This is a genomic window from Dactylosporangium cerinum, assembly GCF_042653625.1.
In the GTDB taxonomy this organism is placed as follows: Bacteria; Actinomycetota; Actinomycetes; order Mycobacteriales; family Micromonosporaceae; genus Dactylosporangium; species Dactylosporangium cerinum.
Genome location: NZ_JBHSIU010000042.1, coordinates 32,354 through 58,044 on the forward strand (window position 1 = coordinate 32,354; position 25,691 = coordinate 58,044).

Sequence of the window (25,691 nt, forward strand, 5' to 3'; positions counted from 1 at the left end):
CTGAGCACACCGTCCCGGCTCGGGGCGGTGACCTTGGGGGCGGAAGATGACCAACCAGGAACAGCGCTGGCCGGCTCTGCCAGTCGACGAATGGGAACCCACCTACGACACGCTGCACATGTATGCCCAGATCGCCGGGAAGCTCTCGCTGGCGTTGCGACCGATGACGAACCACTGGTGGCAGGTCGCTCTGGAGCTGTCCGCCCGGGGTCTGCGGACGGCGGCGATCCCGTACGGTGACCGCACCTTCCAGATGGAACTCGACCTGCTCGAACACCAGGTTCGCATCGAGACCAGCGTCGGGGAGCGGCGCGCCGTTCCGCTCGGTCGGCCGGTCCGCGACTTCTACGCCGACACCATGGCGGCGCTGGACGACCTCGGGTTGCACGTCCCGATCTGGCCACAGCCGGTGGAGGTGCCGGACCCGATCCCGTTCGACCGGGACGACCGGCACGCCACGTACGACGGCGCCCAGGCCGAGCGGTACTGGCACGTGCTGTGTCAGGTCGGCGCGATCCTCGCCGAGTTCCGGGCCCGCTTCACCGGCAAGGCCAGCCCGGTCCAGTTCTACTGGGGCTCCTTCGATCTGGCCACCACGCGGTACTCGGGCCGGTCGGCCGAACCGCCGCCGGGCGCCGACACGATCACCCGGTTCAGCTACACCGCCGAACAGAGCACGGTGGGCTTCTGGCCCGGCGGGACCTGGCTCAACGGCGAACGCGTCGAGCAGCCGGTCTTCTTCGCCTACAACTATCCGGGGCCGCCGGGGATCCAGGACCAGCCGATCGCGCCGGCGACGGCGCGTTTCGACGCCGGTCTCGGCGAGTTCATCCTCAGCTACGACGACGTCCGGAACTCGGCCGATCCGCGCCAGGCGATCCTGGACTTCGCGCAGAGCACGTACGAGGCTGGGGCGCAGCTGCAGGACTGGCCGCGCGAGTCGCTCGAATGGACGCCGCCCATGCCGCCGAGCCATCGCCGGGCGTTGCTGCTCACCCCGTGAGGACCATGGGACCCTCGGCCTCAGGCCGCGTTGACCGCCAGCGGCAGCCTGGTGGGGCTGATCATCACCCACGGGTTGCGGAACGCGATCGGCGCGTCGGCATCGACCGTGACATCGCGGTACCGATCGAGCAGCATGCCCATCGCAATCTTCGCCTCCAGGCGGGCCAGGGGCGCGCCGACACAGAAATGGATCCCGTGTCCGAAGGTGAGGTGAGGGTTGGGGGACCGGTGGACGTCGAACCGATCGGGCTCGGCGAAGATCCGCTCGTCGCGGTTGGCGGCCGCGAGCCAGGCCACGACGACCGCGCCGGCCGGGATGGCGGCCTCGCCGATCGTGGCGGCGGTGGTCGCCCGCCGGGCCAGCCGCGGGAAGGGCGTGCGCAGGCGCAGCACCTCTTCGATCGCGGCGGGCAGCAGCGCCGGGTCGGCCCGCACCTCGGCTGCGGCGTCCGGATGAGCCTCGAAGCAGAGCACCGTGTTGCCCAGCGTCGCCGTCGTCGTGATGTGTCCGGCGAGCAACAGCAAGCCGACGAACCCGACGATCTCCTCGTCGGTCAGGCGTTCGCCGTCGCCGTCGGCCATCACGAGCCTGCTGGTCAGGTCGTCGGCGGGCGACGCCCGGCGGGCACGGATGTGCGCCAGCAGGTAGGCGTTCATCTCGTGCATCACCGGCGCCACAGCGGCCAACGCGTCATCGTCCATCATCCGGATCAGCGACTCGTCGGGGCCGGCGTTCGAGCGTTCGAACAGGCCGTCGGCCCACCGCCGGAACACCGGGCGATCGGACGCCGGGATGCCGAGCAGCTCGGCGATCACGATCACCGGTAGCGGGTACGCAAGGTCGTCGATCAGATCGAACCGGCGCTCACCGGCCTGAGCGTCGAGCAGTTCGGAGGTGACCTCTTCGATGCGGGGAGCCAGACCTGCCACCACCTTCGGGGTGAACGCCTGGCTCACCAACCTCCGCAGCCTGTCGTGCTGGGGCGGATCCATCCGGACGAAGTTGCCGCGCTGGAACAGTTCCATGTCCTCCTGCCTGGGCAGCAGATCGCCGAGATCGGAGGAGAAGGTGGCCGGATCCGTGAGGACCGCCGCGGCTTCGGGATGTCCGAGCACGGCCCAGGACTGCTGCCTCTCGTCATAGTGCACCTGACCGTCGCGGCGTGAGCGTTCCAGCCACTCGTAGAGGTCCGGCAGCGTGGGAGCAGTCATCGATGAGCCTCCGATCGGGGTCCGGCGGTACGCGCGGCCTACCCGTCGGCCAGACCCCCAAACCGGACTGCCGTCGGGCGGGGTGCTGGGCCGGATGTCAGGCGGCGGCGCCGGCGAGGGCGGGCGCCATCGCGCGGGCGCACCGCTCGCGCGCCCACTGGATCCTGCGCTGCGCAACCTCGGGGCGGTTGCCGAACACTTCCGCGGCCCGGGCGTAGCACTCGTCGGGGCCGAGCTGTTCGAGCGTGCGGTGAACAGTCTCGCGGATGGTGGCGTCGTCCAGGTCGCAGGATGCGGACGTGTCGGAGATGAACAGCGCCATGCTCAGCATCGGCTCAACCGGGCAGATCGTCATGGGAATCACCTGTTCTGAGGGGGCGTGTTCAACGGGGTGTGGAATGTTTCTCCATCCACGTTCTCTCGTACGGTTGGGGGACGGCCTCGGCGCCAGCGGGACTCTCCGACTGCGGGTCTCCGCACCCGCCGATACCTGCTGGCAGGTATCCCTGCCGTACCCCGCGTCCTCGTGTCGGGCTGCGAGGAGCAGAGCGGTGACACGCACCGGGTCGTCCCGCATCCCGAAACCGGTCGACCCGGGACATGGCCCCGCGGCGAACGGGACGGCAACCCGGCATCACGCCACCTCGACGACGTGTGGGGCTCAGTTTGCTCCGTTGAATACGCCGAAAACCGCGGTGCGCGCCTTGCGCGCCGGTACATCGCGGCGGTGAGGGACTCCTCGCCGACTGCCCGAGCGGCCTGACACGGTCGATCGCAGGTCGGTCGTCTCCACGCGGCTGCGGGATTGGTCGCGGCGGGCCTGGGCATCACCCTCATCCCGTCGCTCGCCGTCGCCGCCACCCGTCCCGACGTCGCGCTCGCCGCGCTGCATCCCGACGACGCGCCGGTCCGCGCTGTTTACGCCGCCACCCCGCGCGGGCTCGCTAAACCACCCGCTGTCGTCGCTTTCCTCGACCTGCTGGACGACGCCGTTGCCGAGTTGCGCGTCCAGATCAACGAACGGGTCGGCCAGTGAGATGCGCACCGAGCGCGCCCGGCGCTCGTAACATGGTCACCTAGTCCGGCAGGTCGGCGGTCGGCCGAAGAACTGTCAGCTGATCGTGTGAAGGTCTGCCGACGAGGGGCTCGGTTGCCAAGACGAGCCGTATTGGGCACTATCCACGTCATGACTACACGAAAGGGCAGCCAGCCCTCCGGTCGTTGACCGGCTCGCGGTGGGTGCGCAACGGCGGCGTCGCCAGCACGAGTCCCACCTTTCTCGACCATGCACGAACCCTTCGTGCTCGCTACGGTCCCGGCCCGTGGCCCGGGTTTGGCGATCCGCTTCCCGATGCACGCCCGGACAGCACTCGCCTCGCCTTCGTCGGCGGCGGTGAAGACGCTCTGGTACGCCGTACTCCGGACGGCGACGGCGTGGTTCCTCCCGCCGGTGCCGAACTCGCCAGCCACCTCGAACATCTGCTGTCGGCACCGGTGCCCGGCCTCAGCGGCGACAAGCTCAAGGGTCTCCACGACCTCCTCACTGCTTGCTCGCCGATCGACGTCGCCGACGACCTCAGCACCGAGGTCCGCCGCCGAGGTCTGCCGCCCGACGGCCTGCGCCGAGTCGGCCGGCAGTTGGCAGAGCACGGCACCCACCGAGCCCCGGTCAAGATCGGCCTGGTGCTCCTAGGCCTGGGCGGGGACATTCGCGACCGGGAACTGCTGCTCCTGCTCGGCACCCTGGATGAGCTCACCCTCTATGCAGCCATCGCACTCCACCGCTCCCAGCCCGACGGAGACCTGGCCGTTCATGCCCTCGCCCAACAAGTCGCGGGCTGGGGACGCATCCACGCGGCCCGAACGCTGCGCGATACCAAAGAACCCTCCATCAGGGCGTGGCTGCTGCGCGAGGGCTTCCGCAACGCCATCATGGACGAGTACCTCGCCCACCTCGCCGCGACCACCGGCGACCTGCACGGCGCCCTGAACCACCTCTACGTCGACACTCCGCTCCTGAACGGCGGCGGGGGCATCCTTGCCGCAATGGCCGACGGCCAGGGAGGTCCCGCACCCGGGCTGGCCGAATACTCGCACGCCGTACCCGTGCTGCACCGCTATGCCGACCTGGTCCACGCCCGAACGCCCACCATCGCCATGCTTCGCGACCTGATCAGCATCACCATGTTCTTCCGCCACCCGCCCCAGGAACTGCCCTGGCGGCCCGCCGACATCGCCTGCCTGACAGCACGCTACGAGGGCCTGCTCCACGAACCCCGGTGGCGTGCGCTTGTCCTGGACCACCTCGCCGACCCCCAGCGCCCCCACTTCCACCTCGCTCTGCGACCTGCCGAAGTCCTGGGCCTGAGCCCGACGGCCCAATGCTTGGCACGTCTGGAAACCGGACCGTCCCTGCTCGACCCGACCTGGGCACATGCGCTGTGCAACAGCGACCTCCGGCACGTCGCACACATCCTCGACCTGGCCGAGCGGCGCCTCACCACGACCCCCCGACCCGAACGCGACCATGCTCTCCTGCTGTTCGCGCACTTCCTCCGACGCCATCCTGAACACGGCTGGCCCTTGCTGCGCTCCGCACTCACCAGCAGCACGCCCGAAGCGCGGCGTATCGCGTTGACCACCCTTGCCGGATGGCCTGCCGACACCCTCACGCAGGAGGCCGCTGACCATCTGCGCACCGCCCGGACATCCCCGCCGGCCAATCCCCAGGAGACCCGCCCGTGACCGCAGCTCCCCATCGGCTCGAACCGCACGCCCAACTGCCCGACCGCTACCTCGACCGACAGGTCGCGGCGTCGACCGTCGACGCACTCGGACGCATCGTCGAGCGCGTTGGTGCTATCGCAGGAGGCTCTCGGTGGCGTTGGCTGTGAAGCGTCCGTCGGGGTCGGCTCACCGCTCGAGTGAGCGCAGGTTGGCCAGGATCTTCTCGCTGGCGTGCGTGAACGCCGCGAGTTCCTCCGGGGTCAGCGCCTGCACGATGGCCTCGCGGATGTGGCGGCTGCGCACCGGTCGGGCGGCGACGATGGCGGCTCGGCCGTCGGGCGCCAGTTCCACGACGACGCCTCGCGGGTTGTCGTCGGCCTGGCGCCGCCGGATCATGCCGCGCGTCTCCATGCGGTCCAGGTGCCGGTGGAGCCGGGCCCGGTCGAAGTCGATGCGGGCCGCCAGCTCATAGGACCGTAGCTGTTCCGGCTCGGCGTTCAGGAGCGACACGAGCACCCGGAAGTCGGCCTCCGACAGGCCGGTGTCGCGCCGCAGTTGCTTGGTCAGGCGTTGCCACAGGGCGGCCTCCATGTCGAAGTAGGCGAACCACAGCCGGAACTCCTCCTTGCTGAATTCGGCGGCGAGGTCGGCGTGCGCGGGGTCGTCGAACCCAAGACCATTTGACATGTAAACCCTATCTTCCCTACCGTGACACTAGGACATGAGTTTCCATGTAAACCCTAGCGCCGCGAACATCGGAGTACTCCACCAATGAAAGCTGTTAAGGTGCGGGCCCTGGCCGCCGGGCTCGGCCTGGCCGCCGTGCTCAGCGCGTGCTCGTCGACCGATACCGCCGCCGGCCAGTCCGGCGGCGCGCCGCGCCCCGGCGGAACACTCACCTATGCGCTGGCCACGTCGCCGGACCAGCTCGATCCGGCCCGCAGTGGCCTCAACGTCGCCGGGCGCGTCCTGCGCTCCATCTTCGACAGTCTCGTCTCGTTGCAGCCGGACGGGTCCGTCCAGCCGTGGCTCGCTACGAAGTGGGACATTTCCGCCGACGGTACGGCGTACACGTTCACGCTCCGCGACGACGTGCGCTTCCAGGACGCGACACCGCTGAACGCCGACGCGGTGAAGTTCACGTTCGACCGGATCCTGGCGCCGCAGACCAAGTCGCTCACGGCCAAGTTCCAGCTCAACGCACTCAAGAGCACCGAGGTCCTCGACGCGCGCACGGTCCGGCTGACGCTGAACAAGCCGTCGAGCGCGCTTCTGACCAATCTCGCCTCACCCTTCCTGGGCATCGTGTCGCCCACCGCCGCGGCCAAGCAGGGAGACCAGTTCACCCGCCATCCGGTCGGCTCAGGCCCCTACGAGTTCGTCCGCTGGGACACGAACTCGCAGATCGTGCTCAAGCGCAACCCCGGCTACGCCTGGGCCCAACCGGCCGTCAAGAACCGTGGGGCGGGCCATCTCGACGAGGTCGTCTTCCGCATCGTCCCCGAGGACGCGACCCGGATCGGGGGCGCGCAGGGCGGGGAGCTGCTCGCCGCGGAGAAGGTGCCCGCGCAGCTCGCCGCAGGCGTCGAGCGCGACAAGCGCCTGCGGCTGGTCAAGGAGCGGGTGACCGGGCTGCCGTACTCGCTCATCTTCAACCAGAAGCAGCAGCCCTGGGACGACGTACGGCTGCGGAAGGCGGTGCGGGCCGGACTCGACGTCGAGTCCATCGTCAAGACCCTGTACCTCGGCACCTACGAGCGCGCATGGTCCGCCGTCACCCCGGGCGTCCTCGGATACGACGCCTCGCTGGAGCGCAGCTACCAACCCGACGTGGCGGAGGCGAAACACCTGCTCGACGAGGCCGGCTGGACGGCGGGGCCGGACGGGGTGCGGGTCAAGGGCGGCACGCAACTGGTCCTGCGCTATGTCGGCAGCTACCCCAACAACGAGAAGAGCCACGACATCGCCCAGCTCGTGCAGCAGCAGTTGAAGGCGGTCGGCATCAAGGTCGACGTCGACGTCTCGTCCAACGTCGCCGAACTGCTGACCAAGACGGGCGAGTTCGACGTGTACCCGACCGGCACCGCGGCCGTCGACCCCGACGCGCTGAGCGGCTTCTACTCGTCCAGGATCCTCGCGCTGGTCAACGGCACGCAGGACCTGGCCGGCATCGCCGACCCCGACATCGACGCGTGGCTCGACGAGGGCGCCGCGAGCCTCGATTCCCAGCGCCGGGCCGAGCTGTACAAGCAGGTGCAACGCAAGCTGATCGACCAGGTGGCGCTGATCCCGATCTACGCGCCCACGTACACGGTGGCCGCGTCGAGGAAGGTCCAGGGCCTGGCGTTCGACCCGCTCAACTCGCCGATCATCAACGACGCCTACCTGGCGGGCTGAGCAATGAAGTTCCTGCTCTTCTCGGCCATCAACGGCATTGACGAGCCCAATCGAGGCACCGGCGAGCGGTTGACTCAGCAGCAGCGGTTCCGCCGGATCGTCGACGAGGCCGTCCTGGCCGACAAGCTCGGCATCGACGCCTACGGCGCCGGTGAGCGGCACACCGGCTCGGTGATCAATTCGTCGCCACCTGTCCTGCTCAGCCACATTGCCGCCCTGACGACGCGCATCCGGCTGATCACGACCGTCACGGTGCTCAGCGTGCTCGACCCGGTCCGCGTCGCCGAGGACTACGCGACCCTGGACCATCTGTCCGGGGGACGGCTCGATCTGATGATCGGCAAGGGCGGCGACGTCGAACAGCTGCCGATCTTCGACCTGACCGTGGATCAGGTCCGCGACAGCCTGGCCGAGCGCTACGACCTGCTGCGCCGGCTGTGGACGGAGGAGCAGGTCACCTGGCGCGGGCGGTTCCGGACGCCGCTGGACCGGGTCACCGTCCAGCCGCGCCCCTATCAACAACCGATCCGGGTGTGGCACGCCGGATCCAGCCGCCTGTCGACCGCGGAGACCGCCGCTCGGTACGGCGATGCGCTCTTCTCCACGGCGGGCGGGCCGAACCGGCAGCAGTACCGCGCGTACTTCGAGCACTACCGGGAGCGGTGGCAGTTCTACGGACACGACCCGCGCGGCGCGTCCACCGGGATCAGCGGCGGTTTCCTGTACCTGGCGGACACCACCGAGCGGGCCATCAAGCAGTTCGAGCCGCACTACGCGAACTACCTGAACACCTCGGTCGGCCGTAAGAACGGTTCGCCCTACGATGGCCTTCGCGAGTACATCGCCAGCACCCCGAGCCTGATCGGCAGCCCGCAGGACGTCATCGACCGGATTCTGGGCTATCACGCCGACTACGGCAACGACGTCATCAACCTGCTCGTCGACGGGCTCGCCCTGGCAGAGCAGAGCGAACAGCTCGAGCGGTTCGCCACCGAGGTCATGCCGGTCGTCAAGAAGGCCGCTCCGACCGGGCTGTGGGAGGGGGCGCCGCCAACGGATGCGGCGAGCACGGGCCGGCGATGGTGAGGTTCGTCGCCGGCCGGGTGCTGGCGGCGTTCGCCGTCGTGCTGGGGTCCCTGGTGCTCGTGTTCACCATCATGCATCTGCTGCCGGGCGACCTCGTCGACTCGCTGATCGACGTGACGCGCATGCCGCCGGCCGAGGTCGCCCAGTTGCGGCACCAGCTCGGCCTCGACCGGCCCTTCCTCGTGCAGCTCGCCGGGTATGTCGGCGGCGTGCTGCGCGGCGACTTCGGGACCTCGCTGGCCACCGGCCAGCCGGTCCTGCCGCTGATCCTCCACAGCTTCCCGGCCACGCTCGCCCTGACGCTGACCGGTTCGCTCGTCGCCGTGACCTTCGGCGTGGTGCTCGGCGTCGCGTCGGCCACCCACCGCAACCGGAGCCTCGACCTCGTCGTCCGGATCGTGGCGTTGTTCGGTGTCTCGATGCCGTCCTTCTGGATCGGCATCCTCCTCATCATCGTGTTCGCCAACATCCTGGGCTGGTTGCCGTCGATGGGTGCCGACGGTTGGCAGACCCTCGTGCTGCCCTCGCTGGCCCTCGGGTTCGGCAGTGTGGGCGTCATCGCCCGGCTCGTGCGCAACAGCATGCTGGACGTGCTCGGCGAGCCGTTCGTCGTGACGCTGCGGGCCAAGGGCCTGCCGGAGCGGCTGGTCATGTACCGCCACGCGCTGCGGAACGCGTTGCTGCCGGCGGTCACGGTCATCGGCCTGATGAGTGCTGAGCTGCTGGGTGGTTCCGTCGTCATCGAGACGGTGTTCGCCCGGCCGGGGATCGGCCGTCTGGTCGCGGACGCCCTCACGACGCGGGACATCCCGGTCGTCCAGGGTGTCGTGTTCTGTTCCGCTGTCGTCTACACGGGAATCAACATGATTGTCGATCTGTCGTACTCCGCCATCGACCCGCGGCTGCGGCGGTCGCTGCCGCGCGCCGCCGGGCGGCCCGGATGACGGCGACGCTGCGCCGCCGCCTGTCGGGAGCCAATGCCGCCGTCGTGGTGGCGGCGGGCGTGATCGTGTTCTTCGTGCTCTGTGCGGCCGCGCCGCAGCTGATCGCCACGCATGCACCGAGCGAGGCGAACCCGGCTGAGATCATGGCACCGCCCGGATGGCACCATCTGTTCGGCACCGACTACTTCGGGCGCGACGTGTTCAGCCTGGTCGTGTACGGCAGCCGCGACTCCCTGCTCGTCGGTGTCGCCGCCGTGCTGGCCGGCGGCAGCGCCGGTGCCCTGCTCGGCGCGGTCGCGGGCTATCTCGGCGGGGTCCTCGACCTGGTCCTGATGCGCATCGTCGACATCATCCTGACCGTGCCCGGTGTCCTGCTGGCGCTCGCGATCGCGGCCGCGCTGGGTCCCGGGTTCGCCAACATCGTCCTGGCGATCTCGCTCGCATCGATTCCCGGCTACGCCCGGGTGTCCCGCGGACAGATCGCCGGTGTCAAGGTCCGGCCGTTCCTGCTCGCGGCCCGGGCCCTCGGCGCCGGCCGGGCCCGGATGCTGCTGCTGCACATCCTGCCCAACTCCTGGTCGCCGCTGCTGGTCATGGCCGCGCTCGGGCTCGGCACGTCGATCCTCGCCGGATCGGGCCTGAGCTACCTCGGGCTCAGCGCCGCGAAGGAGATCCCGGACTGGGGCGCCCTGCTCGCGGCCGGCCGCAGCTACATCACGGTGTGCTGGTGGATGTCGACGTTCCCCGGACTGGCGATCACGCTGTTCATCCTGAGCGTCAACGTGCTCGGCGACCGCCTCCGGGACGTGCTCGACCGCCGGACGGACAGTGTGGGAGGCCTGGCGTGACGCCGCCGCTGCTGTCGATCGACGGCCTGACGATCCACGCCCCGACGCGACACGGGCCCGTCAGCCTCGTCGAGGAGGTCAGCCTGCAGGTCCGGCCGGGCGAGACGGTGTGCCTGATCGGCGAGTCCGGCAGTGGTAAGACGGTCACCGCCAAGGCGATCATGCGGCTGACGGACTTCGACGGCCTGCAGATCACCGCCGGGAAGGTCGTCATCGACGGACACGACGTCACCCGCCTGGCCCAGCGGGACCTGCGGCAGATCCGCGGGCGGAAGGTGGCGATGGTGTTCCAGGAGCCCCTCGCCGCCTTCGATCCGCTGTTCACCGTCGGCTCCCAGCTCACCGAGGCCGCGGGCGACGGGGACCACCGGCAGCGCTGGCAACACGCGGTCCGCCTGCTCGACCGCGTCGGCATCCCGGACCCGCAGCTGTGCATGCGGCAACTGCCGGGTGAGCTCTCCGGCGGGATGCTGCAGCGGGTGATGATCGCGATGGCGCTGGCCGGCGGCCCGAGCCTGCTGATCGCGGACGAGCCGACCACGGCGCTCGACACCACCATCCAGGCCCAGGTGCTGCAGCTGCTGCACAGCCTCCAGACCGAACTCGGCATGGCGATCCTGCTCATCACCCACGACATGGGCATCGCGGCACAGTTCGCCGATCGCGTCGCGGTGATGTACGCGGGCCGCGTCGTCGAGCAGTCCGACACCGGCCGGCTGTTCCGCGCCCCGCAGCACCCGTACACCGCGGCCCTGCTGCGGTCCGTCACCAGCCTGGACAGCGACCGCGGAACGCCGCTGCCCGTCATCGACGGCGCCCCGCCGAGCCCGTTCGCGCCGCCCTCCGGGTGCCGTTTCCACCCACGCTGCCCGCTGGCGACGGACCGGTGCCGGACGGCGGTTCCCCCGCTGCGCGACCTCGACGGCCGATCCGTTGCCTGCTGGCACCCCCAGCCGCTCGTCACCCTGCCGCCGGTCCGGGCGGTCGCCACGAGCCGGGCGGCGCGGCCGTCGGAGACGCTCGTCGAGGTGCGGGCGCTCACGAGGACCTACACCCGGGCCGGGAAGCCCGTGCACGCCGTCGACGGTGTCAGCCTCCAGCTCCGCCGCGGGGAGACGCTCGGCCTGGTAGGCGAGTCCGGCAGCGGCAAGTCCACGCTGGGGCGGCTGATCACCCGGCTGGAAGATCCGGACGCCGGCCAGATCTGGTACGCCGGTCAGGACCTGACCGCCATGCGTGGCCGGGCGCTGAAGGAGGTCCGCAAGCACCTGCAGATCGTCTTCCAGGACTCGTACGGGGCGATGAATCCGCGCTGGCGGATCGGGGACATCGTGAGCGAGTCGCTGGCGATCCACACCTCGGCGGGTCGCAGGCAGCGCCGGGTGCGAGCCGGTGAGCTCCTGGAGACGGTGGGTCTGCCGGCGGCGTGGATCGACCGGTACCCGCATCAGCTGTCCGGCGGGCAACGCCAGCGGGTCGGCCTCGCCAGGGCGATCGCGCTCGACCCGGCGGTCGTCGTCGCCGACGAGGCTGTCTCGGCCCTCGACGTCTCCGTGCAGGCGCAGATCGTGAACCTCATGCAGGACCTGCAGCGGCGGCTCGGGCTCACCTTCCTGTTCATCGCCCACGGCCTGCACACCGTGCGGCACATCTCCGACCGTGTCGCCGTCATGTACCGCGGCCGCATCGTCGAACTCGCGCCGGCGGAGGATCTGTTCACCCGGCCCGCACATCACTACACGCGGCAGCTGATCGCCGCGACGCCATGGCCCGATCCCGAGCGGCGGACGGGGGCAAGTGCCGTCAACGCCGGCGCCACGACCTTCACGCCGGGTTCCAGTGACGTGTCTCAATTGCCGAGGCACGTTTACGGAGCGGACGCCAAGCCGAAATAGACGGGAAATAGTCTGAGGTCAATACCAGATGGGTTGAGTAGGACATCGTTGGGGGTGGCGGCGTGTTGTCGGGACGGCGATGGCAAGGACGTGGTGACCGCACGCCGCGCGGCCGTGGTGGTGGGTGGCACCGAGGAAGATCCGCACGATGTGCCGGCCGCGGAACGCGTGCCGATCGACCGGCGAACGGACGCGGGCGGTGACGGGGGTCTCGGAGTCGCGGCCGGTCGAGGCCGGCGTCGAGGCCACCACCACGGTCGAGGCCACCGCCAAGACCGGATCAGTATCTGAGATCGGCGCACCGGCGAACGCCGACCTGCGCAACACCCTGGTGCTCGTGGTGTTCACCGCGGTGACGAACCTCGCCGACGGCGTCACCAAAGTGGTCCTGCCGTTGCTCGCGGTCCGGCTCACCCATTCGCCCATGCAGGTCACCGGGGTCGCGCTCACCCTCACGCTGCCGTGGCTGCTCACCGCGCTGCACATCGGTGCCGTTGTGGACCGGCTCGACCGGCGCAGGCTTGTCATCGCGGCCAACGCGATGCGGGTCGTCGCGGTGACCGGCCTGCTGATCGCGGTGGCGGCCGGCAAGGAGTCGATACCGCTGCTGTACGGCGCCGGACTCGCGCTCGGCATCGCGGAAGTGGTCGCGCTGACCGCCGCCGCGGCGCTCGTGCCCGCGGCCGTCACCTCCGCCGGTCGGGACCGCGTGAACTCCTGGATGACCGCCGCCGAGACCGCCTGCAATGAGTTCTGCGGCCCGTTCGTCGGGGGCGCGCTGGTGGCGGCCGGCTACGTCTTCGCCCTGACCTCGTCCTCCTTCGCCTACCTGGCCACGCTCCTGCTTCCGCTGCTCCTGCTCGGCCGGTTCCGCCCCACCCGGAGCGCCGGTGCCACCGCCCTGCCGGGACGCGCCGAGATCGCCGCGGGCATGCGCTTCCTCTGGCGGTCGCCGCTGCTGCGCACCATGGCCCTGACGCTGACGGTGCTCTGCCTGTGCTGGGGCGCCTGGCTCGGGCTCATCCCGCTGTTCGTCACGCAGGAGTCGAAGGTCGGCGCGGTGGCGTACGGGCTCGTGCTCAGTGGCCTTGGCATCGGCGGTCTGGCCGGCGCGGTGAGCACGGTGCCGTTGAACCGTCTGTTCGGCCGGCGCTGGGTGATGTTCGCCGACCTGATGGGCACCTTCGCCATGGTCGGCGTGCCGGTCGTCACGGCGAACCCGGTCGCCCTCGGTGTCTCGGCCTTCCTCGGTGGCCTGGGCGGGACGCTGTGGGCGGTCAACGCCCGGACGCTGAGCCAGCAGCTGGTGCCCCCGGAGCTGATGGGCCGCTTCCACGCGGCCTGGCGGCTGCTGAGCTGGGGTGCGCTGCCGATCGGGTCCGCGATCGTGGGCGGCCTGGCCGAGGTGGTCGGGTTGCGGACCGCGTTCCTGCCCTTCGCGATCGCCACCGCCCTGCTCGTCGTGCCGTTCTTCCGGGTCATCACCGCCGAGGCGGTCGCCGGGGCGGAAGCGACCCTCACGCCACCGCAGACCGCCGCCGCCCAGTCCGCCGCCCAGTCCGGCGTCGACTGACGACAGCCCGACGCCCACGTAGTACGTCCCTGCTTTCGACCCGGTCCATGGGAGGAGTCCGCCGTGGCTGTATCACGCGCCGAGACGTTTGAATCCAGGTTCGCCTCGGCACTGTCGCGGTTTGTGCCCGGCACGGTCAGCGACAACGCCGAGTTGGTCCGGCTCGGGCTCGACTCGCTGACGCTGGTGCGCATCATCGTCACCGTCGTCGGTGACGACACCGACCGCGAGATCGATCCCGGCGAGATCGGCGATCTTCGTACGATCGGCGACCTGCGCGCCTGGCTGCGCGGCAGCACCGGCGTGGTCGACGATGGGCTGGTGGTGTCGTGAGTACGGTCGCGTACCAGCCGGTGGACGCCGTCGACGGTGTCGACGTCCTCCCGTTGACCGAAGCGCAGCTGGGGCTGCTCATCACGGCGCAGGTGACCGGCAGCGCCCGGCAGTACAACGTGGTGGCCGAGTACGAGTTGGACCCGGCATACCGCGCCGAGGACCTGCGGGTGGCACTGGCCGGCGTCCTGGCCGTCCAGCCGGCGCTGCGGGTCGGCCTTTCCGAACTGCCCGCCCCGTACGGTCGGCTGGCACGGCCACCGCGGCCTGCCGAGGTGCAGTTGTCGTCGGTCGTGGCCCGGTCCGCCGACGAGTTCGAGGCACTGCGGCGAACGACGGCCGAGGACATCGGCGCCTATGAGTTCGACCTCGCCGTGGCTCCGCTGGTGCGGTTCGCGCACATCGTCGGCCCGGCGGACGACGACCCGGACCGATCGGCGGTCCTGCTGATGTGCGTGCACCACACGGTCTTCGACGGGTTCTCCCTCGAGTCGTTCGTCCGGGACCTGAACGCGGGACTGACCGGCCGGCTGGAGGTCGAGGCGCTGCGCGTCCGGCGTGAGCAGCTGCTGCGCAAGGAGCTCCAGGCCCAGGTGAACGCGGCCGGCGGTGCCGCCACCGAAGCCCGCGTGGCGAGCTGGGCGGAGCGGCTTCGCGGGACACCCGACGGGGTGCTGTACCCGCGTCCGGGCCGGCCCGCCGATACGAGGTTCGCGGGCCTGCGGCGGGCGCTGCCGTTGGGCCCACAGCAGTCGGCGGCGATCGACGAGGCGTGCCGGAGCCTGGGGGTGAACTCCTTCACCTTCTTCAGCGCGGTGTTCGCCGCCGTGGTGGCCCGGCACACCGGTTCGTCCCGTGCGCTGCTGGGCACGCCGGTGCTGTCCCGCCGCACGCTCGGCAGCTACGAGCTGTGCGGCCTGTTCCTCAACACGCTGCCGCTCATCGTCGACGTCGACTGGGAACTGCCGTTCGACGTCTACGCGACACAGGCGGTGGCCCGGGAGACCGCCGAGGTCAAGCGCGACGCACACGTGCCGTGGCTGAAGATCGTGCGCGAGCTGCGGCCGGACCGGTCGAGCTCCCGCAACGCCATCTTCTCCTGCATGATCGCGATGCAGGACACCACCGCGGTCGACGCCGGCGCGCCGGTGCGGTCGGTGCGCGAGCACGGCAACGGCACCGCCAAGGTGGACCTGTGGCTCGGGGTCACCCCGACACCGCACGGCTGGCTGCTGGAGCTGGAGCACGACCAGCGCCTGCTGCCCGCGCCGATCGTCGACGGTATCCAGGACTCGCTCCTCGGGGCCGTCGCACAGGCCGCCCGTGAACCGCGGACGGTCCTGCGCGAGCTCTTCCACGACGCCAGCGCCGCCCAGTCGGTGCAGACCGACGGGTACTGGCGCCAGCCGCCCACCGACACCCTGTCCGGCTGGCTGGAGCAGGCCGTGCGGTCGTACGGTTCGGCGACCGCGGTGGACGACGGCGACACCCGGCTGGACTACGCGGCCCTGGAGGCCCAGGTCGGGCAGGCGGCATCCGGCCTGCGGGCCTTGGACGTGTCCGCGGGCGACGTGGTCGGACTGACCACCGACCAGCTCGTGGAGACCATCGTGGCGATGCTCGCGGTGGTGCGGGTCGGTGCAGCCTACCTGCCGCTGGACCTGAGCCTGCCCGCCGACCGGCTGGCGTACATGGCCACGAAGGCGGACTGCCGGCTGGTGATCGGCGGCGGCGCCGTGACCGGTGCCCGGGTCGTCCCGCTGGCCGAGCTGGCTGAGCTGGCCGAGCTGTCCGCGATCGACCCGGACCCACCGGGGCCGGGTGCCGGCACGGCGGAGCAACCCATCTACGTCATGTTCACGTCGGGCTCCACCGGGGCGCCCAAGGGCGTGCTGATGGGTGACGGGCCGCTGCTGAACCTGACCGCCTGGCAGGTGGCCGCGCTCGGGCTGGGACCGGACACCCGGTTCCTGCAGTACGCCCCGCTGGGTTTCGACGTGTCGTTCCAGGAGATCATCCCAACCCTGGTCGCCGGCGGCACCGTGGTGTCGCGCGGCCTCGCCGACCGGCGCGACCTGGCATCCGTGGTCCGGCGGGTCGAGGATGCCGCGGTCACGCACCTGTACCTGCCGGTGGCCGCGCTGCGGGCCTTCGCGGGCAGTGCCGCCGAGGCCGGCGTCGGCTTCGACCGCGTGCGGGTGGTCTGCGTCTCCGGTGAGCAGCTGATCCTCGACTCGCAGACCAGGGCGTTCTTCGCCGCGCGGCCGCACCTGCGGCTGGTCAACCTGTACGGCCCGACCGAGACGCACGCGGTGACCACCCACGTCCTGTCCGGCACCGGGGACTGGCCCACGCACGTGCCGATCGGGCATCCGATCACCGGGACGAGCGCGCAGGTCGTCGACCGCACCGGGCACCTCGCGCCGCCCGGTGTGGTCGGTGAGCTCCTGCTCGGTGGGCGCTGCCCGGCCGAGGGCTACGTGAACGACCCGGAGCAGACCGCCACCAGGTTCGTCCCCGATCCCTACGGCGACGGTCCCCGGCCGGTCCGGTACCGCACCGGTGACCAGGTGCTCTGGGACGAGACCGGCACGCTGGTCTTCCTCGGGCGCAACGACGACCAGATCAAGATTCGCGGCTATCGGGTGGAGCTGGGTGAGATCGAGTCCTCGGCGCTGGAGTTGCTGCCCGTGCGGCACGCGGTGGCGGCCGTGCGCGGCGACGCCGCCGGCCGGCACATCCTGCTGTTCGTGGTGCCGGGCAACGGCGCCGAACCGGTGGAGTCCGACGCCGCCCGCCGGGCGCTGTCGGCCGCGCTGCCGTCGTACATGGTGCCCGGCGCGGTACTGACCGTGGCGGGCATCCCGAAAACCGTCAACGGCAAGGTGGACCGGGCGCAGCTGCTCACCGACGCCGACCGGCTGATCGGCGCCCAGCACGGCGTGGCCGCGTCCGGTGCGGAGCCGGTCAGCGACCCTACGCTGCGCTGGCTCGAGCAGCTGTGGGGGCAGCACCTCGGGCGGGAGCAGATCGATCCCGATGCGTCGTTGCTCGACCTGGGCGCGCACTCGCTGATGGCTCTGGCCGTGGTCGCCACCATCGAGCTGGAGCGCGGGGTGCGGGTGCCGCTGCTGGACTTCTTCCGTTCCCCGACGCTGCGGTTCCTGGCCGGCGCGATCGGGGGCGCGCAATGAACGCCGCCGCGCCGGTCAGTGCCCGGCTGCACGTGACGCTCGGCGGCGACGCCGGTCCGGTGCGCTCGGTGCTGCTGCATCCGGCCGGCGGCGGCATCACCCCGTACCTCCAGCTCGGCCTGCACCTGTCCCGGCGTGGACCGGTGGCGGCGATCCGGGCGGACGGTCTGATGCCCGGAGAGCTGCCGCAGCACGACGTCAAGGCGATGGTCGAGGCGTACGCGCCGCTGCTCGCCGCGCCGGGCCGTCCCGACCTGCTGATCGGCTGGTCGCTCGGGGGAGTGCTGGCCTGGGAGCTGGCCGCCCGGCTCGCGGCGGACGGGCCGGCTCCCGCGGTCGTCCTCATCGACAGCGCGACCCGCGCCGACCCGGCCCCCGGCGGGCGCCTGTCGGAGCTGAAGCAGCAGGTGCTGCTCAGCGCGACGAGCGCGCTCGGCACGGTCGCCGCCGACGAGGTGGTGGCGACCGTCGACGCGCATGTAGAGGCCGTCGCCCGGCACCGGGTGACCGTCCGGCACGACGGTCCGGCGCTGCTGCTGGCCTGCGGCGAGGAGGAGGTGACCGAGCGGCTCGGCGACTGGACCGGACTCGGCGCGCAGCTGCGCGTCGAGCGGCTGCCCGGCGGGCACTTCGACGTCTTCTCCGCCCAGACGTTGCCGGTGCTGCTGCGCCACCTCGACCGGTTCCTCGATGACACCTTCGAGCCTGGAGGCCGGCGATGAGCGAGCGCATCGCGGTGGTCAGCGGCGGCACCCGGGGCCTCGGGCTGGCACTGTCCGGCCGGTTGACCGCACTCGGGTACGACGTGATCGCCCTGTACCGCAGCGATGAGACCGCCGCCCGCACCGCCGAGAAGGAGTACTCCGGGCGGCTGCAGGCGGTGCAGGTGGACGTGTCGCGTCCGGACGAGGTGCGCGCGGCCACCGAGACGATCCTGCGTGAGCGCGGCACGCCGGCGGTCCTGGTGAACAACGCCGGACTCAACATCGACCGGCCGTTGCTCGACCTGACGGACGACGACTGGCAGACGGTCCTGAACACCAACCTGTCCGGGGCCTTCTACCTGATCCGTGGCTTCGCTGCGGCGATGCTCGCGGCCGGCGGCGGCGTCATCGTCAACGTCGGGGCCACCACCGGCATCCGGCCACGCCGCAACGGCGTCAACTACTGCGCCAGCAAGGCCGGCCTGCTGCACCTGACCAAGTGTCTGGCGCTGGAGCTGGCACCACTGATCCGGGTCAACTGCCTGATCCCCGGGATGACCGAGACCGACGAACTGGTGACGCGGTTCCGGCTCGACGATCCCCAGCACCGGGCAGCGGTCCTGGCCGAGATACCGCAGCAGCGACTCGCGTCGGTGGAGGACATCGCCGACGCATTCGAATTCCTCGTCGGTCAGGGCAGCGTCTACATGACGGGCCAGAAGCTGATCGTCGACGGTGGACAGTTCATGTGGTGAGGAGACAGTCGTGGATCAGATCCTCGCAGCGGCCCGGCGGGCGCTGGCTGACGCGCCGCCGCTGGGTCACCCCAGCTACCAACGCTTCGCAGCAGTACTCGGCGAGTCCATTGTGGATGCCTGGCCGGCACTGCGTGAGGCCAACGAGCACGACCTGGAAGCGGCCCGGGAACGTGGCCTTCCCGGCGCCATCATCGACCGGCTGCGCCTGGACGCACCGCAGCGCCGGCACCTGACCGCGCTCGCGCAGGCGGTGCACGCCGCGGTGCCCGACGTGGTCGAGCCGCGACCCGGCCGCCCGGCCGGTGGATGGGGAACCCTGCGGCCGGTGGCCCGGCCGCTCGGCGTGATCCTCATGGTCTACGAGGCACGACCGACGGTCACCGTCGAGAGTGCGCTGCTCGGCGCCGTGACGGGCAACGCGGTGCTGCTGCGCGGCGGCCGCGAGATGGCGGCCACCGACGCCGCGGCGGGCCAGGTCATCCGGCAGGCGCTGGAGCTGGCCGGGCTCCCCGGTGACCTCGTCACGGTGCTCGCCGACCCGGACCGGTCGGTGTTCCGGGCGCTGCTGACCCGCGCCGACGCGGTGGACGTGCTGATCCCACGCGGCAGCCCGAGCCTGATCGAATACTGCCAGCGCAACAGCGCGATCCCGGTCATCGCCAGCGGCGGCGGCGTCAACCACCTCTACGTCCACGCCGGCGCCGATCTGGAACTGGCCGCCAGGGTGGCACTGGACAGCAAGGTGGACGAGCCGACCGCGTGCAACACCCTCGAACTGGTGCTCGTCGACCGCCAGGTGGCCGGGGACTTCCAGCGGGCGCTGATCGCGGAGGCGAACCGCGCGGCCGTCGCGGTGCGGCTTCGCAGCGACGTGACCGCGCAGGAACCCGATGCCGGGATCGTCGAGATCGATCGGTTGGGACCGCACGACTTCGGCCGCGAATACCTCGATGTCACGATCGGCGTCCACGCCGTCGACGGGGTGGACGAGGCCCTCGCACACATCGCCCGGTACGGCTCCGGGCACACCGAGGGGGTCATCGCCACCGACGCCGGTGTCATCGACCGGTTCACCGGCCGGGTCGACGCGGCGGCCGTCGTCGTCAACGGATCCCTGCGCCTGCACGACGGCCCCACCCTGGGCCTGGGACCCGAACTGTCGATCAGCACCGGCCGGCTGCACGTCCGCGGCCCGGTGACCCTGGCCGATCTGGTCACCTACAGCTGGCGGGTGGACGCCAACGGCGCGTTGCGCTCGCAACTGGACGGCGACCCCGCTCGCATCGTCACCCCCGACCTGGAGCCGACCCATGCCTACTGAACCGACCCATGCGGCGCTGATCGACGCGGTCAAGCGGGTCGCCATCGCCGAGTCCCGCCTGTCCGTGCAGCCCGCCGACGTCGCCGACGACGAGCTGCTCAACGGTCCACTGCTGAGCGTGAACTCGTTCGGGTTCCTTGGCATGCTGATGCGGCTGGAGGACGAGACCGGGGTGACGCTGCCGGACGACCTGTTCGTCGGGCGCAGCTTCACCACCATCGCCGACCTGGTCGACGTGGTCGCGCAGGCGGCCGGGACCGCGGTGGCCCCGTGACCGGGCAGGTGCAGGTGCCCGACCATTGGCGCAGCGTGGTGCCCTGGCTGGGGCACGTGCTGCCGGCCGACCGCACCCCCGAGGATCGCACCGGCGGCGCGGTGCAGGTGAACCTGCCGCTGGAGCTGGCCCGGCAGACGCTGACGGCGCGGGAGTACTGGAGCATTCCCGAGCCGGTGCTCGCCGGATACCGCCGGTACCGCCCCACGCCGCTGTGGCGGGCAACCGGCTTCGAGCAGGCTGTCGGTGCCCGGGTGCCCATCTACGTCAAGTACGAGGGCACCAACATCTCCGGCAGCCACAAGCTGAACACCGCGCTGGCGCAGGCGTACTACTACCAGCGGGCCGGCGTCGAGGAGCTGGTCACCGGCACCGGCGCGGGCCAGTGGGGCACCGCCCTCGCGGCGGCGTGCGCCCAGTTCGGGTTGCGCTGCCGGGTGTTCATGGTGGGTTCGAGTCTGCGCCGCAAGCCGTACCGGGGTGTGCTGATGCGGCTGCTCGGTGCCGAGGTGCACGCCAGCCCGAGCGGCCTGACCGAGGTGTCGCGGGCGCGCTTCGAGGGCGGGTACAACAGCCTGAGCCTGGCCCTGGGTGAGGCGGTCGAGTACGCCGCCACCCACCCGGGCGTGGCGTTCAGCACCGGCAGCGGGGAGACCTACAGCATCCTGCACCAGTCGGTGATCGGCACCGAGTCGATCGCGTGGCTGCGCGCCGAGGGCATCGGTATCGACGCGGTGGTCGGCTCGGTGGGCGCCGGATCGAACTTCGGCGGGATCGCGTTGCCGTTCTTCGCCGAGGCCCGCGCCGACGGGACGCCGCCGCCGTTGCTGGTCGCTGCCGAGTCGACGACGACGCCGAAGCTCACCCGCGGGGTGTACGCCTACGACCGCACCGACGCGACCGGCAGCGGCCCGCTGGAACCCATGTACACCATCGGCAGCTCGTATCCGATCCCTGACTCGCACTCGGCGGGGCTGCGGTATCACGGCGCGGCCAAGCTCATCTCGGCGATGCGCCACCACGGGCAGATCACCGCGACCGCGGTGACGCAGACCGAGGCACTGGAGGCCGGTCGGCTGTTCGCGGTGCACGAGTCGACGCTGGCCGCGCCGGAGTCCGGGCACGCCCTCGCGGCGGCGGCGCGGATCGCGGCCGGCGCGGACGCGGACAACGTCGCCCGGCAGGGGGTGCTGGTCTGTGTCAGCGGCCACGGGTACCTCGACCTCGGCGCCTACGAGCAGTACCTCGACGGTGTGCTGACCGATCAGGCACCGGTGGAGCAGGCGCTGGACCTGGCGATGGCCGGCCTGGCCACGGTCGAGCAGGACTCCCGCGCAGCCGTGGGGCAGCCCCGATGAGCGCGGCAGTGGACCCAGTGGTGGGCGGCGTGCACGCCGAGGCGATGGACTGCATCCAGGTGAACCTGGCCGTGCTCGCCGATCTGACCCACGGCCGCGGTGCACACCTGCGGCTCGGCGCGCCGCTGCGGCTGCGCTGGCGGACCGGGTCGTCCGGCCTGCCCTCGGTGGAGCCGAGCCTGGACGAGCACCTCGAGGACGCCCGCCTGCTGCTCGGGTTGCGTCCCAGCCGCCGGTTCACCGGGGTCCCCGGGTCCGACGTGCCGGACGTGCTGCGGCCGGACGGGCACACCTATCTCGTCGCCGACGCCTTCGCCCTGCCCTGGACGCCCTACCGCGGCCGGCGGCACATGTCGCACAGTTTCCTGGTCGCGCCGACCGGGGGCGGCCACGACGGATACGAAGTCATCGACGCATATCACAACGACACGCAGTGGGGGCGGGCCCGGCCGGGCAGTCACCGCATCAGCGCGGCCGACCTGGTCGCCGCGCTGGCATCCGGTGCGCAGCAGGTGCTGTGGATCGACGCCGGGCCGCTGCCGGCGGCGGTCCCGCCGGGCGGCTCCGTCGACGGTGCCGCCGTCGAGGAGTATCTGCGGCCGTACCGGGCGGCGGCCGGCGAGCTCGAAGCGGTCGACGAGCTGACCCTGCAGACGTGGCTGTTGGCCCGGTCGCGGCGGCTGCACAGCGCCTACCTGGCGGCGGCCGGGGCGACCGGCACCGAAGCGGTGGCGGGGCATCTCGACGGCTGGTCCGCGATCGTCGAGCAGACCTATCTGGCGCTGCGGCGGGTGCAGCGGGGGCAGCCGGCCCCGGCGGACCTGGTCGAGCGGCTGGCCCGGCAGCTGCACGCCGACCTCGACGTCTTCACGCAGCAGCCGGTGCCGGTGCCGGTGCCGGCACCGCAGCAGAGTCCGGTCGGCCGGCAGCCGGCCGGGTCGCGGGTCGCCGACCCCAACTGGCCGGCCTTCGCGGCGCTGGTCGGCGGCGTGCTCGGCGTGTCCCCGGACCACCTGGAGCACATCACGTCCCTGGAAACCGTTCCGACCTGGTCGTCGCTGCGCCTGGTCGAGATCGTCGAGGGCCTGGAGCGCCGGTTCGGTGTCCGGTTCTCCGGCGACGACCTGCTGCCCGAGCACGTACGCGACGTCGATCACCTACTGGCGCTGCTCGGCCCGGCCGGCGCCAGCGTCCTGGAGCCCGAGGAGCTGATCCGATGACCCGCCGCCGGGTGCTGCTGCACGACCTGCTCGACACCGCCGCGCACGCGTGGCCCGATCAGCCCGCGGTCAGCGGCGCGGGCGCCTCCCTCACCTTCGCCGAACTGTCCGCGGCCAGCCGCCGGGCCGCCGACTGGCTGCTGGAGACCGGCCTGTCCCGCGGGGACCGGGTCGTGCTCGCCTCCGGATCGGCGGTGCTGACCGCGGCCACGATCTGGGGCGCGTCCCGCGCCGGTGTCGTCTTCATCGTCGTGCACGAACGGGTTCGCGGCACGCCGCTGACGCACATCCTGGCCGACAGCGAAGCCGGTCTGCTGATCGCCGACACCGCTGAGGCGACCACGACGGCCACCGCCCTGGGCATCCGCGCGGTCGCCGCCGCCGAGGTGGCCGACAGGATCCTGCGCGGCCCGGACCCGGCACGACCGGTGCACCAGGCGCCGCTCGCGGTCGACCCGGCCTGCATGATCTACACCTCGGGCAGCACCGCCGCCCCCAAGGCCGTGGTCAGCACCCACGCCCAGATGGTGTTCGCGGTCGAGGCCATCGACTCGGTGCTGCGATACCGGCCCGACGACGTGGTGTACTGCCCGCTCCCGCTGTCCTTCGACTACGGGATGTACCAACTGTTCCTGGGCGCTGACAGCGGTGCGCACGTCCGGGTCGGGCAGCCGGCCGAGGTCGGACCGACGCTGGTGAAGAACCTGCGTGCGGCCGGCGCCACCGTGCTGGCCGGCGTGCCGGCCGTGACCGGGGCGCTGGCCCGGCTGCTGCGCCGGGCACCGGCGCCGGACCTGCCGCTGCGGCTGCTGACCAACACCGGCGCCGCGATGTCGCAGGCGACCCTGGACGAGCTGCGTGCCCAACTGCCGCGGATCAAGGTGCAGCTGATGTTCGGGCTGACCGAGTGCAAACGGGCGACCATCATGCCACCGGACGGCGACCTGGTGCGTCCCGGCGCGTCGGGCCGGGCGCTGCCCGGTACCGAAATTCTCATCGTGGACGACGACGGCAAGGCCCTGCCGGCCGGCATGATCGGCCAGATCGTCGTCCGCGGGCCGCACGTGATGGCCGGATACTGGCGCCGGCCCGAGCTGACCGCGCAACGGTTCCACCGGGCCCAGGGACTCTTCCCGGAGCTGCGGACCGGCGACTACGGCTGGGTGGACGCCGAGGGCTACCTGTACTTCGTCGGTCGCCGTGACGACATCTACAAACAGAGCGGGTTCCGGGTCAGCGCGACGGAGGTCGAGGCGGCGGCGATGCGGGTGCCGGGCGTCGACGCCGCCGCCGTGCTGCCACCCTCCGACGACCGTCCGGCCACGTTGCTGGTGGTGACGCGCCTGCCGGAGGCGGAGGTGCTGGCCCGGCTGCGCGAGGAGCTGGAGGAGTTCAAGATCCCGCCGCGGTACGAGGTGCTGGCCGCCCTGCCGCTGTCGGGCAACGGCAAGGTGGACAAGAAGGCCCTGGCGTCGTCGCTCGCGGAGCGGGCCGATGTCTAGCGCCACCATCGGCACGGGCTCAACCACCCGCCCGGCCGGTCCGGACGGGCAGTGGCTGGCCCGGTTGCCCGAAGCCGTGCTGGCCGGTGTGACCCCGGCGTACGTCTACGACCTCGCCGAGGTGCGACGCAACGCCGCCGCGCTGCGGTCCGCGCTGCCGGCCGGATCCCTCACGTACTACTCGCTCAAGGCCAACCCGCACCCCGTGCTCCAGGACTGCCTACGCCGGGAAGGGGCGAGGGCGGAGGTCTGCTCACCCGGTGAGCTGGACGTCGCGCTGGCCGCCGGTTTCGATCCCGGGCAGGTGCTCTACACCGGTCCCGGCAAGCGCGACGTGGACGTCGATCACGCACTGCGCCGCGGCGTGCGCGAGTTCTCCGTCGACTCGCCGGTTGGCATCGATCAGGTGTCGAGGCTGGCCGCGGCGGCCGGTGCGCCGGTCCGGTTGCTGCTGCGGGTCAACGACGACCAGCCGGCGCGCGGCCAGGGGCTGGCCATGACCGGCGTGCCGTCCCAGTTCGGGGCCGATACCCGGTGGGTGCTCGCCGAGCCGCACCGGTTCGCCGGCACCCCCGACGCCCGGGTGATCGGGCTGCACCTCTACATGGGGACGAACCTGTCCGCCGTCGGCGACCTGCTGGCCCAGTTCGAGCAGGCGCTGCGCACCGCCGCCGGGCTGCGCGAGGCGCTGGCCGGTCACGGCGTGCGGCTGGACACCTTCGATCTGGGCGGCGGGTTCGGCGCGCCGTTCGCCCGCGCCGGCTCCCGGTACGACCTCGACGGGCTCCGTCCGGGGCTCGAGGTCCTGCTCGGCGAGTGGGTGCCGGGGTGGCGTACCGGCGCTGTCCGGGTCGCCTTCGAGAGCGGCCGGTACCTGACCGGCACCGCCGGCGCCCTGCTTGCCCGGGTGCTCGACGTCAAGCGTTCGCACGGTCAGGAGGTGGTCGTCCTCGAGTCGGGCATCAACCATCTCGGCGGCATGTCCGGGCTGCGCCGGCTACCGCCGCTCGCGCCCCAGTTGGTGACCGTGGGTCCGGCCGACGTCCAGGTCGGGACACCCGTGACCAAGACGGTCGTGGCCGGCCCGCTGTGCACGCCACTGGACGTCTGGAACCGGGCCGCCGACCTGCCGCCGCTGGTCCCCGGTCAACTGCTGGCGGTGCCGAACGTCGGCGCGTACGGCTTGTCCGCCAGCCTGGTCGCCTTCCTCGGCCACCCGCTGCCGGTCGAGGTCGTCGTCGACACCGACCGTGCGGACGCCGTCCTCGACGTGTCTGAGCTGCGTCTGGTCCGGGTGGCCGCGAACCTCCAGCAGACCCCTAGCGGAAGGAACCACTGAG

General features: G+C 71.4%; 21 protein-coding genes and 1 pseudogene. 19 read left to right on the forward strand and 3 right to left on the reverse strand.

Annotation, left to right across the window (positions count from 1 at the left end; all coding sequences use genetic code 11):
- Positions 1–46: 46 nt before the first annotated feature.
- A complete protein-coding gene (locus ACFPIJ_RS33320; protein WP_380121017.1) occupies positions 47–1,003 on the forward strand; it encodes a DUF5996 family protein in 957 nt (318 codons plus the stop codon).
- A 20-nt stretch (positions 1,004–1,023) separates the two neighbouring features.
- Here ACFPIJ_RS33320 and ACFPIJ_RS33325 read toward each other — a convergent pair whose 3' ends face one another.
- Both ACFPIJ_RS33325 and ACFPIJ_RS33330 read right to left on the reverse strand, forming a co-directional pair.
- Positions 1,024–2,217: a cytochrome P450 gene (locus ACFPIJ_RS33325; protein ID WP_380121019.1), complete on the reverse strand. Its 1,194-nt coding sequence runs from the start codon at positions 2,215–2,217 to the stop codon at positions 1,024–1,026.
- A gap of 97 nt (positions 2,218–2,314) precedes the next feature.
- Positions 2,315–2,572, reverse strand: a complete 258-nt coding sequence (locus ACFPIJ_RS33330) for a hypothetical protein (protein WP_380121021.1) — start codon at positions 2,570–2,572, stop codon at positions 2,315–2,317.
- 432 nt (positions 2,573–3,004) lie between these two features.
- Between ACFPIJ_RS33330 and ACFPIJ_RS33335 the strand changes: the two are divergent.
- Together ACFPIJ_RS33335 and ACFPIJ_RS33340 are read left to right on the forward strand one after the other, a co-directional pair.
- Positions 3,005–3,253, forward strand: a pseudogene (locus tag ACFPIJ_RS33335) (LysR substrate-binding domain-containing protein); the annotation flags it as partial.
- 185 nt (positions 3,254–3,438) lie between these two features.
- Complete coding sequence (locus ACFPIJ_RS33340; RefSeq protein ID WP_380121024.1) at positions 3,439–4,962, forward strand: hypothetical protein; 1,524 nt, start codon at positions 3,439–3,441, stop codon at positions 4,960–4,962.
- Positions 4,963–5,130: 168 nt separating this feature from the next.
- On the opposite strand, the gene ACFPIJ_RS33345 is transcribed toward ACFPIJ_RS33340, so the two are convergent.
- Positions 5,131–5,631, reverse strand: a complete 501-nt coding sequence (locus tag ACFPIJ_RS33345) for a MarR family winged helix-turn-helix transcriptional regulator (protein ID WP_380121026.1) — start codon at positions 5,629–5,631, stop codon at positions 5,131–5,133.
- An 84-nt stretch (positions 5,632–5,715) separates the two neighbouring features.
- On the opposite strand from ACFPIJ_RS33345, the gene ACFPIJ_RS33350 reads away from it, so the two are divergent.
- From ACFPIJ_RS33350 to ACFPIJ_RS33425, 16 genes are all read left to right on the forward strand, one after another.
- Complete coding sequence (locus ACFPIJ_RS33350; RefSeq protein ID WP_380121029.1) at positions 5,716–7,341, forward strand: ABC transporter substrate-binding protein; 1,626 nt, start codon at positions 5,716–5,718, stop codon at positions 7,339–7,341.
- 3 nt (positions 7,342–7,344) lie between these two features.
- Positions 7,345–8,427, forward strand: coding sequence for an LLM class flavin-dependent oxidoreductase (locus ACFPIJ_RS33355; RefSeq protein WP_380121031.1), 1,083 nt, complete (start codon positions 7,345–7,347; stop codon positions 8,425–8,427).
- The gene (locus ACFPIJ_RS33360) at positions 8,421–9,371 is read left to right on the forward strand and encodes an ABC transporter permease (protein ID WP_380121033.1); all 951 of its coding nucleotides are present in this window, start codon (positions 8,421–8,423) and stop codon (positions 9,369–9,371) included. The genes ACFPIJ_RS33355 and ACFPIJ_RS33360 overlap by 7 nt, the downstream gene beginning before the upstream one ends.
- A complete protein-coding gene (locus ACFPIJ_RS33365) occupies positions 9,368–10,219 on the forward strand; it encodes an ABC transporter permease (RefSeq protein ID WP_380121035.1) in 852 nt (283 codons plus the stop codon). Before ACFPIJ_RS33360 ends, ACFPIJ_RS33365 begins: the two co-directional genes overlap by 4 nt.
- Entirely contained in the window at positions 10,216–12,114 is a 1,899-nt protein-coding gene (locus tag ACFPIJ_RS33370; RefSeq protein ID WP_380121037.1) for a dipeptide ABC transporter ATP-binding protein, read from the forward strand. Before ACFPIJ_RS33365 ends, ACFPIJ_RS33370 begins: the two co-directional genes overlap by 4 nt.
- Positions 12,115–12,313: 199 nt before the next feature.
- The gene (locus tag ACFPIJ_RS33375) at positions 12,314–13,687 is read left to right on the forward strand and encodes an MFS transporter (RefSeq protein WP_380121039.1); all 1,374 of its coding nucleotides are present in this window, start codon (positions 12,314–12,316) and stop codon (positions 13,685–13,687) included.
- Positions 13,688–13,750: 63 nt separating this feature from the next.
- The gene (locus tag ACFPIJ_RS33380) at positions 13,751–14,020 is read left to right on the forward strand and encodes an acyl carrier protein (protein ID WP_380121041.1); all 270 of its coding nucleotides are present in this window, start codon (positions 13,751–13,753) and stop codon (positions 14,018–14,020) included.
- Positions 14,017–17,214 carry a non-ribosomal peptide synthetase gene (locus ACFPIJ_RS33385; protein WP_380121043.1) on the forward strand — a complete coding sequence of 1,066 codons (3,198 nt, stop codon included), beginning with the start codon at positions 14,017–14,019 and terminating at the stop codon, positions 17,212–17,214. The genes ACFPIJ_RS33380 and ACFPIJ_RS33385 overlap by 4 nt, the downstream gene beginning before the upstream one ends.
- Positions 17,211–17,936, forward strand: a complete 726-nt coding sequence (locus ACFPIJ_RS33390) for a thioesterase domain-containing protein (RefSeq protein ID WP_380121045.1) — start codon at positions 17,211–17,213, stop codon at positions 17,934–17,936. The genes ACFPIJ_RS33385 and ACFPIJ_RS33390 overlap by 4 nt, the downstream gene beginning before the upstream one ends.
- The gene (locus ACFPIJ_RS33395) at positions 17,933–18,673 is read left to right on the forward strand and encodes an SDR family NAD(P)-dependent oxidoreductase (RefSeq protein ID WP_380121047.1); all 741 of its coding nucleotides are present in this window, start codon (positions 17,933–17,935) and stop codon (positions 18,671–18,673) included. The genes ACFPIJ_RS33390 and ACFPIJ_RS33395 overlap by 4 nt, the downstream gene beginning before the upstream one ends.
- A gap of 10 nt (positions 18,674–18,683) precedes the next feature.
- The gene (locus ACFPIJ_RS33400; RefSeq protein WP_380121049.1) at positions 18,684–19,997 is read left to right on the forward strand and encodes a glutamate-5-semialdehyde dehydrogenase; all 1,314 of its coding nucleotides are present in this window, start codon (positions 18,684–18,686) and stop codon (positions 19,995–19,997) included.
- On the forward strand, positions 19,987–20,271 hold the full coding sequence (locus ACFPIJ_RS33405) for an acyl carrier protein (RefSeq protein WP_380121051.1): 285 nt from the start codon (positions 19,987–19,989) through the stop codon (positions 20,269–20,271). Before ACFPIJ_RS33400 ends, ACFPIJ_RS33405 begins: the two co-directional genes overlap by 11 nt.
- Positions 20,268–21,629 carry a TrpB-like pyridoxal phosphate-dependent enzyme gene (locus ACFPIJ_RS33410; RefSeq protein WP_380121053.1) on the forward strand — a complete coding sequence of 454 codons (1,362 nt, stop codon included), beginning with the start codon at positions 20,268–20,270 and terminating at the stop codon, positions 21,627–21,629. Before ACFPIJ_RS33405 ends, ACFPIJ_RS33410 begins: the two co-directional genes overlap by 4 nt.
- Positions 21,626–22,849: an acyl carrier protein gene (locus ACFPIJ_RS33415; protein WP_380121055.1), complete on the forward strand. Its 1,224-nt coding sequence runs from the start codon at positions 21,626–21,628 to the stop codon at positions 22,847–22,849. The genes ACFPIJ_RS33410 and ACFPIJ_RS33415 overlap by 4 nt, the downstream gene beginning before the upstream one ends.
- On the forward strand, positions 22,846–24,351 hold the full coding sequence (locus tag ACFPIJ_RS33420; RefSeq protein ID WP_380121057.1) for a class I adenylate-forming enzyme family protein: 1,506 nt from the start codon (positions 22,846–22,848) through the stop codon (positions 24,349–24,351). The genes ACFPIJ_RS33415 and ACFPIJ_RS33420 overlap by 4 nt, the downstream gene beginning before the upstream one ends.
- Complete coding sequence (locus ACFPIJ_RS33425; RefSeq protein WP_380121059.1) at positions 24,344–25,690, forward strand: type III PLP-dependent enzyme domain-containing protein; 1,347 nt, start codon at positions 24,344–24,346, stop codon at positions 25,688–25,690. Before ACFPIJ_RS33420 ends, ACFPIJ_RS33425 begins: the two co-directional genes overlap by 8 nt.
- Position 25,691: the final 1 nt, after the last annotated feature.